This window comes from Agrococcus versicolor, from assembly GCF_039531815.1.
GTDB lineage: Bacteria > Actinomycetota > Actinomycetes > Actinomycetales > Microbacteriaceae > Agrococcus > Agrococcus versicolor.
The window spans coordinates 132062-147118 of sequence record NZ_BAAAQT010000008.1 but is presented as its reverse complement, the minus strand read 5'-3'; the positions used below and the strand labels follow the sequence as shown (position 1 = coordinate 147118).

Here is a 15057-nt window from a genome sequence, read left to right as displayed (position 1 = left end):
GGATGCGGCGGTGACCGGGACGGAGTGCGGCTCGTGCGTCGCCGCGTCGTCGCGGCGGCCGCCGGAATCACGCGTGAGCGGGGGTCGGGGTGGAATGCGCAGCCGACCGGCCCCTGGGGCGCGGATGCGGCGGCGGAGCGGGGCGCTCAGGGGACGGTCAGCGTCGCGACACGGTGCCCTCCTACGCTGCGTGGGTGCATCCGGACGACGCAGGACAGACCGACGATCGCCGCGACGAGATCGAGGCGGCGTCCGCGGTACCCGCCTCGATGCCCCCCTCGGCCCCCGCCTCGGCACCGTCCTCGGCGCCCGCCTCTGCGCCCTCGTCGGCACCCGACGGGCGCTCCGCCGCCGATCGCATGTACGGGCCGCCGCAGGCCGTGCGGCTCGCGTTCGACACCGCGGCGCCGACGCTCGCGCTCGCCGTGCCGCTCGCGGTCGTCGCCCTCGTCGCCGGCATCGCCGTCCTCACCGCCGCCTCCGGCGCCCTCGCGGTCGTCGACCACGCCGTCGCGCCCGTGCGCCCCGGCCCGGCGGTGCTCGGCGCCGCTGCCGTCCTCTCGGCCGCCCTCTCGCTCGGCCTCGGCCTCGGCGTCACCGCCGCGACGCTCGCGCTGCTGGCGCGCGTCGATCGTCGCCGGCTCGGCGTGCTTGCCGCGCTGGCGGGCGCCGCGCGTCGCCCAGGCAGCGTGCTCCTCGCGACCGCCGTGGCGCTCGTGACCTCCCTCGCCGTCGCCGGCATCGTCGGCGTGCTCCTGCCGCTCCAGCCGGTCGCCGGCATCGCTGCGGCCGTCGGCGTCGTGGTCGTCGCCGTCGTCGCCGCGCCGCTGCTGCTCGCCTTCCCCCTCGTCGTCGGCGGCCGCATGGGGCTCGGCCCCGCCATCGGATGGGCGTGGCGTTCGCCGCACGCGATCGTCGCTGCGTCGGCCGAGCCGCTCCGCACCCCGCGCATCGCGGTCGTCGTCACGGTCGTCGCGACGGGCGTCGCGTCGCTCGTCCTGCAGCTGCTCGGTGGGCTGGTGCCGACGGGATGGTGGACGCCCGTCGTGCAGGTCGCGCTCGCGCTCGTCCCCGGTGCCCTCGCGCAGGTGCTGCTCGCGGCCGTCGCCGTGCGCGGCGTCGCGCTGCGCCTCGACGGTCCCGTGGCGGTCGAGGGATCGGAGCCCTCGACCGCGGTCGCGACCCCGGCGATCGGCGCACTCGCATCCGCACTCGCCTCCGGCGACGCGACCCCGAGCTCGGCCCCCGGCGCCACCGAGGCACCCGCCCGAACCCGCACCCGCCGCACGGGCCCGCTCGCCGGCATCGCCGTGCTCCTCGTGCCCGCCATCGTCGCGGGCGCGCTCCTCGCGGCGAATCCCTGGGGCGTGCCGGCGTACGCGGCGGCCGACGTGCACCGCATCTGGTCGTCGCCGCAGGTCGCCACGTGGGAGGGCGGCACGGCCGTGCTGTCGCGCCTCGGAGGCCAGGACTCGACCGTGCGCCTGTGCTCGGCCTCGACGTGCGGGCCCGAGCACGACATGCGCGCAATCCTCCCGTCGACCATCGCGCCCGCGGCCGACGGCGGCCTCCTCTCGGCGACGTGGTACCCGATCGAGGATGCCGCCGACGAGGAGTCGGGCAGCTTCGAGCTGCGCGTCGTGCACAGCTCGCCGAGCGAGCTGCGCGAGTGGGACCAGCCGGTCGAGGAGGTCGACGACGTCGACGACGCGGACGCGGATCGGACGCAGCCCTGGGCGGGCCTGCCGGGCGACGAGCGCATGCTCGGCGGCATCGACGTGTCGTTCCAGCTCGGGACGAGCGCCTTCGATCGCATCAACGAGTCGCTCATGGCCGTCGCGATCGACTCGAGCGGCGAGGCGCCCGTGATCGCATCCGTCGTCCGTCCGCTCGACTCGCAGGACGCGACCCTCGCGATCGACGCGTGCGCCGACGCGACGTGCTCGGTGAGCCAGCGCACCGAGCTCGACCTCGAGTGGGGATCGTGGAGCACGAGCTCGACGACGCTCGACGTCGCGACGACCGCAGGCGGCACGACGGTCGTCTCGCTCGCCGACCGCGCCGACGACGACGGCGAGATCGCCCTCCGACTCGTCACCCTCGCGACCGACGGCACCTCGACGATCGAGTCGCTCGACGCCGAGGTGCCCGGCGACGTCGTCACGGATCTCGACCAGACCCACGGCGCCCAGGTCGCGATCGGCGGCGACGGGCTGCCGCTCGTGCTCGTCCGCGCCGTCGACCGTGCGACGCTGCGACTCCTCGCCTGCCTCGACGTCGCCTGCTCGGACGCGACGATCACCGACGTCGAGCCGGCCACCGACGTGCTGCACTCGCCTGCGCTCGTCGTCGACGCCTCCGGCCGCCCGCTCATCGGCACGATCGACGCCGAGGGCAACGTCGCGCTGCTGTCGTGCGACGACGCGGCCTGCGCGTCGTGGACGAGCGTGGCGCTCGCGGGCACCGCGCCCTCGGATGCGGGCTCCTCCCTCGGGTTCGCGCTCGCGCTCGACGACGATGGTCGGCCGCTGCTCGCCGTCGGCGCGCGACGGGCGGTGGCGACGGACGCCGCCGACGCGGGCGTCGTGCTCGCGTGCGCGGCGGTGCGCTGCGGCGCCGACTGACGCGCGCGGGCCCGGGCCGCGCAACCCCCGCGCGCGGCCCGATGGCGGGCGGTAGCGTCTCCCTCGCACGTGGCCGGATGGCCGCAGCGCGTGCCCGCGACCCGATGGTGCGTCGTCCCCGCCGAGCGCCTCGCCGCTCGGACGCCACGACCCGAGGAGATGCGTGACCCACGAGCAGCAGCCGACGCCCGAGACCGACGCAGCCGCATCCATCCGAGTCAGCGTCGTCATCCCGGTGTTCCGGCCCCGCGAGGGCTTCGACGAGCTCATCGCTTCGCTCGACGCGCAGACGCTCGCGCAGGACCGCTTCGAGGTGCTGCTGTGCGACGACGGCTCGGGGCCCGAGACGCAGGCGCTGCTGCAGGAGGTCGCGAGGACGCGGCCGAACGTGCGCGTGCTCGACCTGCCCCACTCCGGCTGGCCCGGCACGCCGCGCAACCACGGCATCGACGCCGCGCGCGGCGACTTCGTGCAGTTCGTCGACCAGGACGACCGGCTCACGCCCGAGGCCCTCGAGCGGCTCGTCGCCTACGCCGACGAGCACGGCTCGGACGTCGTCGTCGGCAAGGAGGTCGGCGAGGGTCGCGACATCCCGAGGCGCATCTTCCGCGCCGACGTGCCGGACGCGCGCCTCGGTCGCGACCCGCTGCTGCAGATGCTCACGCCGCACAAGATGTTCCGCACCGCGTTCCTGCGCGAGCACGGCATCCGCTTCCCGTCCGGCCGCGTGCGGCTCGAGGACCACATGTTCGTCATGCGCGCCTACTTCGCCGCCGACGTCATCTCCATCCTCGCGAGCGTGCCCTGCTACGTGTGGGTGCAGCGCGCGGGCAGCGCGAGCTCGTCGCGCATCGACCCGCCCACCTACTACCCCCACCTCGAGACGGTGCTCGACATCGTCGACGAGCACGTCGAGGCGGGCCCGGATCGCGACCGGCTGCTGCGGCACTGGCTGCGTGGCAAGATCCTGCAGCGCCTCGCGGGGCCGCAGATGCTGCGCTACCCCGCCGCGTATCGCGAGCTGCTGCTCGACGTCGTGACGCCCATCGTCGAGCGCAGGTTCGGCCCCGGCGTGGATGCGGGCCTCGCGGTGCCGCATCGCATCCGGGTCGCGCTGCTGCGGGCCGGCCGTCGCGACGCGCTGCTCGCGCTCGCACGCTTCGAGTCGGAGCAGCAGGTGCGCGCCGAGGTGACGTCGGCGACGTGGTCGCGCGGCGGTGGCCTCCACCTGCGGATGCAGCTGGCGTTCGCGGGCGCGCAGGTCGAGTCGGAGGACGTGGCCGAGGACGCGGAGCCCGCTCCGGCGACGACCGAGGCCGCGCTGCGCCGCTGGGTCTCGTCCGGCTGGCTCGCCGACGCCCCCGCCGACGTCGTCGACCTCGTCGAGGCGCACGGCGAGGACCGCCTCGAGCTCCTCCTGCGCCGGGATGGCGCCGCCGACCGTCGCGTGGTCGCCGGCACCGTCGACGCGAGCGGCCGCGTCGCCGTGGCCATCGACCCGCTGCGGCTCTTCGCGCAGGACGACGACGCGAGCACCGCGACGCTCGTCGCCTGCGTGCGCCGCGCAGCCTGGACCTTCGAGACGACGCTCGCGATCGACGACGCCGTCGCGACCGCCGTCGGCGCCTCGCCGCTGCTCGCAGGTCGCTCGACGACGGTCGCGACGGAGGACGGCGCGCTCGTGCTGCGCCGAGCGGAGGCGGGACGCCTGCGCGACGCGGCAGGCCGCACCGCGAGGCGCGTCCGCCGCCGCCTCGGCGCCTGACGCTCCGGGCCGGCGCGGCGATGCGCCAGCGCTCCATGGCGATCCGCACCTCCGCGCGGTGCCAGGATGGAGGGTCGAGTCGAGGAGGACCATGAGCGTGTCGAGCGCCCCCGTCACGCTGCCGCCGTTGGGCGTCGGGCCGCACCGTCGCAGGCTCGGGCTCATGTCCGTCGTCGCCTGCCTCGGCGGCCTGCTGTTCGGCTACGACACCGGCGTCATCAACGGCGCCCTGCTGCCGATGACGCAGGAGCTGGGGCTCACGCCCGTCACGCAGGGCATCGCGACATCGTCGCTCGTCTTCGCTGCCGCCATCGGGGCGCTGCTCGGCGGCCGCATCTCCGACGCGCGCGGCCGGCGCACGACGATCCTCGCGCTCGCGATCCTCTTCTTCCTCGGCGCGATCGTGGTCGTCGCCTCGCCGAGCCTCGAGGTGCTCGTCGTGGGCCGAGTGCTCCTCGGCCTCGCCGTCGGCGGCGCGTCGACCGTCGTGCCCGTCTACCTCGCCGAGCTCGCACCGCACGAGATCCGCGGATCCCTGTCGGGGCGCAACGAGGTCGCGATCGTCGTCGGCCAGCTCGCGGCGTTCGTCGTCAACGCGATCCTCGGCGCGACCCTCGGCCACCTCGACGGCGTGTGGCGCGTCATGTTCGCCGTCTGCGCCCTGCCTGCCGCCGCCCTGTTCGTCGGGATGCTGCGCATGCCCGAGTCGCCGCGCTGGCTCGTCGACCACGGCAGGCGCGACGAGGCGCTCGCGGTGCTCGAGCGCATCCGCACGCCCGAGCGCGCCGCGGCCGAGCTCGCCGACGTCGAGGCGGTCTCGCGCATCCGCTCGGCGGAGCGCATCACGCTCGGCGAGGTCGTGCGCGACCGGCGGCTGCTCGCGATCCTGCTCACGGGCATCGGGCTCGGCATCGGCCAGCAGGTCACCGGCATCAACGCGATCATGTACTACGGCCAGACGGTGCTCGTCGAGTCGGGCTTCGAGCGGCAGGCGGCCCTCGTCGCGAACGTCGCGCCGGGCGTCATCGCCGTCGTCGGCGGCATCGTCGCGCTGTGGATGATGGATCGCGTGAACCGTCGCACGACGTTCGTGCTGGGCTTCGGGCTCACGACGGTGTGCCAGGTGCTCATCGGCATCGCCTCGCTCGCGCTGCCCGAGGGCAACCCCGCGCGACCGTTCGTGATCCTCGCGCTCGTCGTCGCGTTCGTCGGTGCGATGCAGACGTTCCTCAACGTCGCGTTCTGGGTCACGCTCGCCGAGATCTTCCCCATGCGCATGCGCGGGCTCGGCGTCGGCATCGGCGCGTTCGCGAACTGGATGGCGAACGGCGCCCTCGCGCTCGCCTTCCCGTCGCTCGTCGACAGCATCGGCATCTCGGGCACGTTCTTCGGCTTCGCGGTGCTCGGCGCGCTCGCGCTCGCCTTCGTGCTGTGGCGGCTGCCGGAGTCGCGCGGCCGCACGCTGGAGTCGCTCGAGGTCGACGTCGTGGGTCGCTCGCGCTGACGCTCGGGCGGGCTCGACGCCCGCGCGAATCCCGGGCCGACGCCCGCGCCGACGTCAGGCGGAGGTCGCGTGCGGCGCCATGGGGGCGAGGAGCGCTCGTGCGTCGGGTGCGGTCCACGCCGAGGGAGCGGCGTGCGACGGCAGCGCGAGGCGGACGACCTTGCCGGCGGAGCGCCGACGCACGAGCTGCACCGTGGACGCCACGGGCGTCGCGTCGCGACGAAGGGTGGTCTCTGCCAGCATCAGTCCTCCCACGACGGCCGGCGAGCGCGCTCGCGAGCGCCCACGAGCAGGGCGCCGACGAGCACGATCAGCATGAGCGCCGACAGGACGCCGTGCGCGATGACGACCGAGTCCATGGCCCCACCTCTCTCCAGCAGTCGTTCGGAGCCACGGACGGCGCGGATGCGACGCTCGAGCCCGCCGTCCCCCGTTCGCGCGCGGATCCGGAGGCCGAGCGAGGCGTGCGTGCAGTCCAGCGAAGGCTTGCGAACGCGACGAGCGGCGCCCGGGATCGCCCCCGGGCGCCGCTCGCCCCGTTCGCGCCCTAGACCCGAGACGCCTCCGGCCGCTCGCGCCAGGTGCGACGGACCGTGTAGGTGCCGAACACGACCCAGCCGATGACGCCCCAGGTGAACGCCAGCCACTCCATCTCACCGATCGCGACCCAGCCTGCCCAGGTGAGGAGTCCGAGCAGGCCATGGGCCAGGAGAGGCGACAGCCACGCCGCGATGTCGCGAGCGACCCGACGGCGCCACCGTCGCAGCTCCAGCGTCACTTCCGGCATGCGTACGAGCTCGGGTTCGGGCCGGGGAAGTTGAAGCTCACGGCGAAGCACTTGCCCGCGGCGTAGGCGTTGCCGATCGCGTTCGCCCATCGCACGAACTGCGCGGCGCAGACGGCTCCGGTGAAGACCGCTGCCGCCCAGCTGGCGGCGGCGATGCCGGCGCATGTGGCGATCGCCACCGCGTAGTTGCCCTTGTTCGCGTTCAGTGCGCGCGTCTCGGGCCACGACCACCGGATCTGCGGGTACCGGAGTCCGTTGTACTGGTACGGGTCGGCCACGACCGGGTAGGCGGTCTCGGCACCGACGGCGACCTGCTGCACGAGCGTGGAGCCGTCGACCGCGAACGACGTCTCGACCGCCGCGCCGTTCGCGTCGAACGCCCAGGGCGTCTCGATCGTCGCGAGCACGAGCTCGATGCCGGGCGCCTGCGCGTCGGTCTCGAAGACCTCGGCGCCGCCGTCGTCGAGCAGCCGCACCTGCGCGTCGCCGAAGTCGAACCGCACCTCGTCGCCGGCGGCTGGGGAGTCGAGCACGGCCTGGATGCTCGTGCCCTGCTCGGTGGTGCTCACCACGACGTGCGGCGCGGCCTCGCTCGTGGTCGCCGCGACGGCGAGCCCGTCGTCGGAGACGGTCACGGGCTCGGCCGTGCCCGACTGGTCGACGGAGACGTCGAGGTAGGGCTGCGCCGCGCCGTCGAGGCTGAAGGCGATCGTCGTGTCGCCGCTGCTCTCGACGGCGACCGGACCGCCGGGGCCGGGATCGGTCGCCACGGCCTCGCCGTCGCCCGCGAACGCGACGACCTCGGCGGCGTCGGGATTGACCATCTCGGAGATCGTCGCGAGCTCCTCCGTCTCGTCCGGTGGAGCCGACGCGAAGGCGGGCGTCGGCGACACGACGGCGAGCAGGAGGGCGAACGCGGTGACGTTCGCGCCCAGGAGCGTCCTTCGGGACATGGAGACCTCGTTCCGTGGAGTGGTGGGGATCGACCACGCGCCCGCTGCCCCGAGCCCGATCGACGTCGAAAGCATGGACCGTTCTTCGACATCACGCAGGGGTCGACGCCACCTCGTCGACTTCCGGTGACACGGCGGCACGTCATCCGCGCGATGGACGCGGCACCCAGCGCGGCCCGCCTACCCTCGACTCGATGCGCACACCCTCCCGACTCGCCATGGCCGCCGGCGCCACCGCCGCGATCCTCGTGGCGGGCGTCGCGTTCGGCGTCGTCGGCATGGCTCGGCTCGTCGACCCGCCCAGCCCCACGACGACCGTGACGGGCGCCGACGGCGAGCAGGTCGTGCTCGACTGGCGCGACTATCCGGCCGACCCGAGCGTCGATCCCGACGACGTGCTCGCCGCCCCGCGCGCGGAGGACGTCGTCGACGTCGGCTCGGCCGAGCTCGCGGCCATGCGTCGTGCGTTCGAGCCGGTCGCGCCCGGGCTCGCCTGGTCGACGCCCGACGCGCCCGACGTGCTCGTCACCGACGTCGGCGGCAACGGCTACGGCGGAGCGTCGCTGCACCAGGTCTACAACTCGCAGAGCGTCGAGGGCGTCGGGCTCGACGCGGATGCCGACTGGCACGCGCTCGGCGCCGCGGTCGACGCCGAGCTCGCCGCGCTCGGCTACGGGCCGATCGCCTGGGACTTCGATCGCGAGCCCTACCCGTACGAGACGCAGGAGCAGCGCGACGAGCAGATGGTCGCAGAGTTCGGGTCGCTCGATCCCGACGAGATGTGGCAGTGGTCGGGCATGGCCGAGCGCGACTCGATGTGGGTGTGGGTGACGATCTGGGACGAGCGCCGCCCCACCACCCCCGACGGCGCGTGGCCGGAGTCGGAGTCGGGCGTGAGCCTGTTCGTCGGCGGCACCGTCGTGTCGCACGACGACGAGCAGGCCTACGTCGACGGCGTCGCCCGCTTCGACGGGCTCATGCGCCCAGAGGCGACCGGCTCCGACTGAGGAGGAGTCGCGCGGCGCGAGCCGAGGGCCGTCACGTACTCGTGGCCGCCGCATCCACGCCTCAGCGCAGCGCCGGCCACACCATCCGCTCGGCCCATCGCTCAGGCGTGGATCCGGCGGCGACACGGCGTCCCCGCGACAGGCAGCAGCCCCGGAGCGATCCGTCAAGTGCTTCGGGCCGCGAGGCCCCGAGCCGCATACTTGCCTTCCCGGCGATGACGCCGATGCGGCTCGCAGACAGGAGAACCCCGTGGCACGAACGATGCGACGCAAGGCCGGCATCGCCGCGCTCGCCGTCACCACCACCGCGCTCGCCGGGTGCGCCGGCTTCGGCGGCGGCGGTGGCGGGGACGAGGGCGACGACACCCTGTCGTTCACGACGTGGGCGAGCGAGTCCGAGCAGCTGGCGCTCGAGGACCTCGTCGCGCAGTTCGAGGACGAGTCGGGTGCCACGGTCGAGCTGAACGTCGTGCCGTACGAGCAGATGTTCTCGAACATCGACGCGCAGCTGGCCTCGGGCGACGCCCCCGACGTCTTCCGCGTCGACTACGGCAACCTCGGCGTCTACTCGAGCCAGGAGCAGCTGCTCGACCTGTCCGACGCGTTCAGCGGCGACGAGGTCGACGCGTTCACGCCCGCGCTGTGGGAGGCCGTCTCGTTCGACGGCGCCCCCTACGGCGTGCCGCACCAGACCGACGTCTCGGCGCTCATCGTCAACCTCGACATGCTCGCCGCCGCCGGCATCGACGCCTCGACGCTGCCGACGACGCAGGACGACGCATGGACGTGGGAGGAGTTCGCCGACGTCGCGGCGCAGCTGCGCACCGCGCTGCCCGCCGAGCAGTACCCGTTCGTCGTCAACTGGCAGCAGGGCGGCACGCCGCGCTGGATGTCGTGGCTCTTCCAGGCGGGCGGCTCGTTCATGGCCGAGGACGGCACGCCCACGATCGACTCGCCGGAGGGTGCCGCGGCGCTCGACTTCACGCGCTCGTTCTTCGAGAACCAGTGGGTGCCGCCGACCTCCACCCCTGCCGGCACCGTCTACGCCGACTCGCTCTTCTCGGAGCAGACGACCGCGATGGCCTTCGTCGGATCCTTCCTCGTGCCCGACATGGACTACTTCAACGAGTTCGAGTGGACGGCGCTGCCGATGCCGCGCGACGAGCGCGGCGCGACCGACCTCGGCGGCAACGCCCTCGTCGCGACGGCCGAGACCGACCAGCCCGAGCTCGCGACCGAGTTCCTGCGCTTCATGGTCACCGAGGAGGCGATGTCGACCTTCTGCGCCGCCACGAACGAGCTGCCCACGCTCACGGCGCTCGAGGGCGACGCGATCGAGTTCGCCATCCGCCCCGACGTCATGCCGGTGTTCGTCGACCAGGCGACCACGATCGAGCCGGAGGACGTGCGACAGCTCACCTCGCCCGCCATGGCCGAGATCTCGGTCGCGATGCAGCGCGAGCTCGAGGCGGCCTTCGTGAACGGGCAGTCCACCGAGGAGACGCTCGCGAACCTCGACGCGGCCATCGCGGAGGCGTCGGGCTCGTGACGCAGGCCGTCGCGCACGCCGAGGGCGTGCGCCCGGGTCGCGTGCGCGTGCGGCCGGGGCAGCGGAGGGCTCGACGGCGCGAGGGGCTCGTCGGGCTGGGGTTCCTCGCGCCGAACCTCGTGCTCATGATCGGCTTCCTGTTCGTGCCGATCGTGCTCGCGGTGCAGCTGTCGTTCCAGGAGACGCGCGGGTTCGGCGACCCGGAGTGGGTCGGCGCGGCCAACTACGAGACGATGGTGCAGGATCCGGAGTTCTGGCGCAGCCTCGCCAACACGGTCCTGTTCACGGCGGTCACGGTGCCGATCGAGCTCGCCGCCGGCCTCTCGCTCGCGGTGCTGCTGAACTCGGTGCTCCCCGCCCGCGGCCTGCTGCGCACGCTCATCGTGCTGCCGATGGTCATCTCGGGCGTCGCGTCGGCGATGATCGCCGTCATCCTCTTCTACGAGTCGAACGGGCTCGTGAACAAGGTGCTCGAGGCCGTCGGGCTCGGACGGATCGCATGGCAGTCCGAGGGTGCGCCGGCGATGCTCTCGGTCATGCTCGTCGCGGTCTGGCTGCGGCTGGGCTTCAACATGGTCATCTACCTCGCCGGCCTGCAGGCGATCTCGCCCGAGCTGTACGAGGCGGCGCGCATCGACGGGGCGACGCGGTGGCAGCAGCTGCGCAGCATCACGGTGCCCCTGCTGGGATCGTCCACGTTCTTCCTGCTCATCATGAACGTCATCGCGTCGTTCCAGGTGTTCGACGTCATCTTCGTCATGACCGGCGGCGGGCCCTCGGGCGCGACGAGCGTGCTCGTCACCTACGCGTACCGCAACGGGTTCCTGATCCGCGAGCAGGGCTACGGCGCCGCGCTCGGCATCGTCATCCTGCTCATCACGCTCGCGTTCACGTTCCTCCAGTGGCGCACGAACCGCTCCCGCGACCAGGTCGGCTAGGAGATGCCATGACCGCTCCCGCCCAGCAGGTGCCCATCGCTGCGGAGGCCGTGCCCCGCGCTCCGCGCCGCCGAGGGCGCCGCGACGAGGCGCGCCGCGGCATCGTGTGGCGCACGATCGTCGCCGTCGTCGTGACGATCATCGTCGTCTTCCCGCTGTACTGGATGCTCGTCGTCGCGTTCTCGCCCCGCGGCGAGGTCTTCGAGCCCGGCTTGCGGCTGTGGCCGTCGAGCCTGACGCTCGAGAACTTCGAGAAGATCTTCGACCGCTATCCCGTCTGGACCTGGTTCGGCAACTCGCTCGTGATCGGCGTCTTCATCACGGCGATCACGACGACCGTCAACCTGCTCGCCGGCTACGCGTTCGCCCGCCTGCGCTTCGCCGGGCGCGATGCCGTGTTCCTGCTGGTGCTGTCGACGATGATGATCCCCGTGCAGGCGATCATGGTCGCCCAGTTCAAGCTCATCTCCGGGCTCGAACTGTACGGCACGTACTGGGGCGTCATCCTGCCGGGTGCGGCGGCGGCGTTCGGCATCTTCCTCGCGCGGCAGTTCTTCCTGTCGATCCCGGACGAGCTCGTCGAGGCGGCGCGCATCGACGGCGCCGGCCACATCCGCATCTTCCTGCAGGTCGTGCTGCCGCTGTGCAAGCCGCTCATCGCGGTGCTGCTGCTGCTGACGTTCCTCGGCTCGTGGAACGACTTCGCCTGGCCGCTCATCGCCCTCAAGGAGAACGAGCTCTTCACCCTGCCCGTCGGCCTCATCTACCTCAAGGGCCAGACGACGCCCGACTACAACGCGATCATGGCGATGTCGCTCGTCTCGGTCATCCCGATGGTGCTGCTGTTCCTCTTCTTCCAGCGCTACTTCGTGCAGGGCTTCGCGAGGAGCGGCATCCGCTGACGCGTGCCTCGGCCCCCGTCGTCGAGACCCTGCGACGTCCCCTCACCCGAGCGGCGGGGCCACCGCTCGGGATCGGGGCTTCGCAGCAGGGACGTCGCAGGTGGGCGAGAGCCGGGTGACGCCTCAGGCGTCGAGGCCGAGACGATCGAGCTCGCGCTCGACGAGCGTCACGAGCCCGTGCTCGCCGACCATGCCGTCGAGCGCTGCGAGCGGGTCGACGCCCGCGGGCGACGCACCGCGCAGGATGTGCCGGATCGCGCTCGCGGCGTCCTCGATCGCGCGCACGCATCCGAATCGCACGATGCGCAGCTCGTCGACCGCGGCGTCGGCTCCGTAGCCCTCGCGGAAGCGGCGGCGATGCTCCGGGCCGATCGGCATCGAGAAGAGCACGCCCAGCTCGACGAGCATGAGGTCGACCTCGCGCGGCGCGACGGCCGCCTCGTCGAAGTCGATGAACCACGGCAGGCCCTGCGCATCGAGCACGACGTTGCCGAGATGCGGATCGCCGTGCAGCGTCACGCGTGCGGTGGGCGTGCGATCGCGCTTGAGCCGCCGCTCGGCGCGCGCGAGCCGCCGCAGCCGCGGCCGCACCTCGCGCCATCGTGCTGCGAGCGCCGGGCCGGCGTCGTCGAGGAGCACGTCGAGCTCGTCGAGCAGCGAACCGGGGGAGCGATCGAAGCGGCGGATGCCACGTCTGCGCGCCGGGACGCCGGGAGGCTGCAGGTCGTGGATCGCGCGCATCGTGCGACCCAGCCGCTCCCACGCGACCTCATCGGCGCCGACCTCCACGGCACCGAGGCCATCGATCCACGGCATGACGACGAGCGCGATGCCGTCGAGGTCGGCGCTCACGCGGCCGTCGAGGGTCTGCACGGGGGCCACGACGCCCTCGACGCCAGCACGGCTGAGGGCGGCCGCCACCTCGAGCCCGAATCCCACGTCGCGCACCGTCGTCTTCACGGCCCAGGCGCGACCGGCGTCGTCGACTGCGGACCACACGACGGCATCGGCGTCCCAGCCGCCCGCGATCGGCTCGACGACGGCCATGCGCAGGCCGAAGCGCTCGAGGATCGCGTCGCGGACGCGCCCCGGATCGAGGTCGCGAGGCGAACCCCCGGTCGGCAGCGACATGGAGGCGAGCGTAGCGCGGGCGCCCTTCGAGGCTCGCTGCGCTCGCACCTCAGGGAGCGGGGGAGGGCTCGCTGCGCTCGCACCTCAGGGCGAGGGGGGCTCGCTGCGCTCGCACCTCAGGGAGCGGGGGGAGGGGAGGGGAGCGGGGAGGGAGAGGGCTGCGTCCGTTGGGGAGAGGGTCAGGGGCCGTCCAGGGGATGTGCCTAGCCTTGCCGGACACCCCCATGCATCCGAAGGATCCTCATGCTCGGTCTCGACCTCGGCGCCGTCGCGCTCATCGCACTCGGCGTCATCGTCCTGCTGCTGCTCGTGCTCGGCGCGATCCGCCGCTACCGCATCGCCGAGCCGGACGAGGCGATCATCGTCACGGGCCGCAAGGGCCGCACCTACGTCGATGCGAAGGGGCAGGAGGTCACCGACCTCTCGGGCCAGAAGGTCGTCACGGGCGGCGGCATCTTCGTCATGCCGTTCGTGCAGAAGCACTTCCGCATGTCGCTGCGCAGCCGACGCCTGCTGTTCAACACGACGGCGCAGACGCGCAACGGCATCACGATCCATGCGCAGGCCGTCGCGGTCATCAAGGTCGGCGGCTCGGAGGAGATGATCCGTCACGCCGCGCAGCGATTCCTCTCGCAGCAGGAGGAGATCGAGACGTCGACGCAGGAGGTGCTCTCGGGCTCGCTGCGCGGCATCATCGGCTCGCTCACCGTGCTCGAGATCATCCACGACCGCAAGGCGCTCGCCGACGCGGTGCTGCAGGCGGCCGAGGATGCGCTGACGAAGCAGGGCCTCAACGTCGACACCCTGCAGATCCAGGAGATCAACGACACCCAGAACTACATCGCGAACCTCGGCGTGCCCGAGTCGGCCGCGGTGCAGCGCGCGGCGGCGATCGCCAACACCGAGGCGCAGAAGTCGGCCGAGCAGGCGTCGATCGAGGCGAAGAAGCAGATCCTCGAGGCGAACCGCGTGCTGCAGCTGCAGGAGGCGGCCGTCCAGGCCGAGACCGACAAGGCGCTCGCGCAGGCGAACGCCGCCAAGCCGCTCGAGGATGCGGTGCAGCGCCAGGCGATCGTGCACCAGGAGGAGATCACCGCCCAGCGCGAGGCCGAGCTCAAGGAGCAGACGCTGAACGCCGAGGTGCGCAAGGTCGCCGACGCCGAGGCCTACCGCATCCGCATCACCGCGGAGGCGAACGCCGTCGCGCGCGAGACCGAGGCGAACGGCGAGCGCAGGTCGCGCGAGGCGCGCGCCGAGGCGCAGAAGGCGGAGGGCATCGCGGAGGCCTCGGTGACCGAGGCGCGAGGCAACGCGCAGCGCACGTCGCGCATCGCGGCCGCCGAGGCGCAGAAGGCCGAGGGCGAGGCGGAGGCCGTCGCCGTCGCGGCGAAGGGTCGCGCGGAGGCCGAGTCGATCTCCGCACGTGGTCGCGCCGAGGGTGACGCGATCGCCGCACGGGCCGCGGCGCTCGCCGAGAACAGCGAGCTCGTGCTCGCGCAGGAGCTGCTCGAGCGGCTGCCGCAGGTGGCCGAGGCGTTCGCGAAGGCGTACGCGTCGTCGAACATCACGGTCATCTCCGCCGACGGCACGAACAAGCTCACGTCCGACATGGTCGGCAACATCGCATCGATGACGACGATGATGAAGGACGCGACGGGCATCGACCTTCAGCAGATCATCAACGCGACCGCGCAGGGCACGGCCGCGGGCGCTGCCGTGGCCGGCACGCGCGGCTCGGTGGAGGGCGGCGAGCGGGGCTGACGCCGCCGGTCGGGTGGGTGACACGCCCAAGGGGTACATCGGCTGCCGAGCGACTTTCCGCGAGTTCCGAGCGCCGGGATTCCGCGCGGCGACCGGGGCAACGCGCGTTGCTTGCCGTTGCAACCACCTAAGCGCT

Annotated in this window: 11 protein-coding genes; 8 read left to right on the top strand and 3 right to left on the bottom strand. The window is 73.0% G+C overall.

Annotated features, from left to right (window positions below; translation table 11 throughout):
• Nucleotides 1–359 precede the first annotated feature (359 nt).
• The 3 genes from ABD249_RS13085 (at nucleotide 360) to ABD249_RS13075 (ending at nucleotide 5893) form a co-directional block, all read left to right on the top strand.
• A complete protein-coding gene (locus ABD249_RS13085) occupies nucleotides 360–2624 on the top strand; it encodes a hypothetical protein (protein WP_344344274.1) in 2265 nt (754 codons plus the stop codon).
• Nucleotides 2625–2787: 163 nt separating this feature from the next.
• Complete coding sequence (locus ABD249_RS13080; RefSeq protein WP_344344273.1) at nucleotides 2788–4389, top strand: glycosyltransferase; 1602 nt, start codon at nucleotides 2788–2790, stop codon at nucleotides 4387–4389.
• A gap of 91 nt (nucleotides 4390–4480) precedes the next feature.
• Nucleotides 4481–5893, top strand: a complete 1413-nt coding sequence (locus ABD249_RS13075; protein ID WP_344344271.1) for a sugar porter family MFS transporter — start codon at nucleotides 4481–4483, stop codon at nucleotides 5891–5893.
• A gap of 54 nt (nucleotides 5894–5947) precedes the next feature.
• Here the strand turns inward: ABD249_RS13075 and ABD249_RS13070 are convergent, their stop codons facing one another.
• Entirely contained in the window at nucleotides 5948–6136 is a 189-nt protein-coding gene (locus ABD249_RS13070; RefSeq protein WP_344344269.1) for a hypothetical protein, read from the bottom strand.
• A 531-nt stretch (nucleotides 6137–6667) separates the two neighbouring features.
• Nucleotides 6668–7633 (bottom strand): hypothetical protein, encoded by a 966-nt coding sequence (locus ABD249_RS13065; RefSeq protein ID WP_344344267.1) that lies wholly within the window; start codon nucleotides 7631–7633, stop codon nucleotides 6668–6670.
• A gap of 194 nt (nucleotides 7634–7827) precedes the next feature.
• On the opposite strand from ABD249_RS13065, the gene ABD249_RS13060 reads away from it, so the two are divergent.
• The 4 genes from ABD249_RS13060 to ABD249_RS13045 all read left to right on the top strand — a co-directional run bounded on the left by ABD249_RS13060 (nucleotide 7828) and on the right by ABD249_RS13045 (nucleotide 12029).
• On the top strand, nucleotides 7828–8640 hold the full coding sequence (locus ABD249_RS13060) for a hypothetical protein (protein ID WP_344344265.1): 813 nt from the start codon (nucleotides 7828–7830) through the stop codon (nucleotides 8638–8640).
• A gap of 250 nt (nucleotides 8641–8890) precedes the next feature.
• The gene (locus ABD249_RS13055; RefSeq protein ID WP_344344263.1) at nucleotides 8891–10189 is read left to right on the top strand and encodes an ABC transporter substrate-binding protein; all 1299 of its coding nucleotides are present in this window, start codon (nucleotides 8891–8893) and stop codon (nucleotides 10187–10189) included.
• On the top strand, nucleotides 10186–11127 hold the full coding sequence (locus ABD249_RS13050) for a carbohydrate ABC transporter permease (RefSeq protein WP_344344261.1): 942 nt from the start codon (nucleotides 10186–10188) through the stop codon (nucleotides 11125–11127). The genes ABD249_RS13055 and ABD249_RS13050 overlap by 4 nt, the downstream gene beginning before the upstream one ends.
• Before the next feature lie 8 nt (nucleotides 11128–11135).
• A complete protein-coding gene (locus ABD249_RS13045) occupies nucleotides 11136–12029 on the top strand; it encodes a carbohydrate ABC transporter permease (protein WP_344344259.1) in 894 nt (297 codons plus the stop codon).
• 123 nt (nucleotides 12030–12152) lie between these two features.
• Here the strand turns inward: ABD249_RS13045 and ABD249_RS13040 are convergent, their stop codons facing one another.
• Nucleotides 12153–13160: a phosphotransferase enzyme family protein gene (locus ABD249_RS13040; protein ID WP_344344257.1), complete on the bottom strand. Its 1008-nt coding sequence runs from the start codon at nucleotides 13158–13160 to the stop codon at nucleotides 12153–12155.
• 243 nt (nucleotides 13161–13403) lie between these two features.
• Between ABD249_RS13040 and ABD249_RS13035 the strand changes: the two genes are divergently transcribed.
• Nucleotides 13404–14921 carry an SPFH domain-containing protein gene (locus ABD249_RS13035; protein WP_344344255.1) on the top strand — a complete coding sequence of 506 codons (1518 nt, stop codon included), beginning with the start codon at nucleotides 13404–13406 and terminating at the stop codon, nucleotides 14919–14921.
• The last annotated feature ends 136 nt before the right edge of the window (nucleotides 14922–15057 follow it).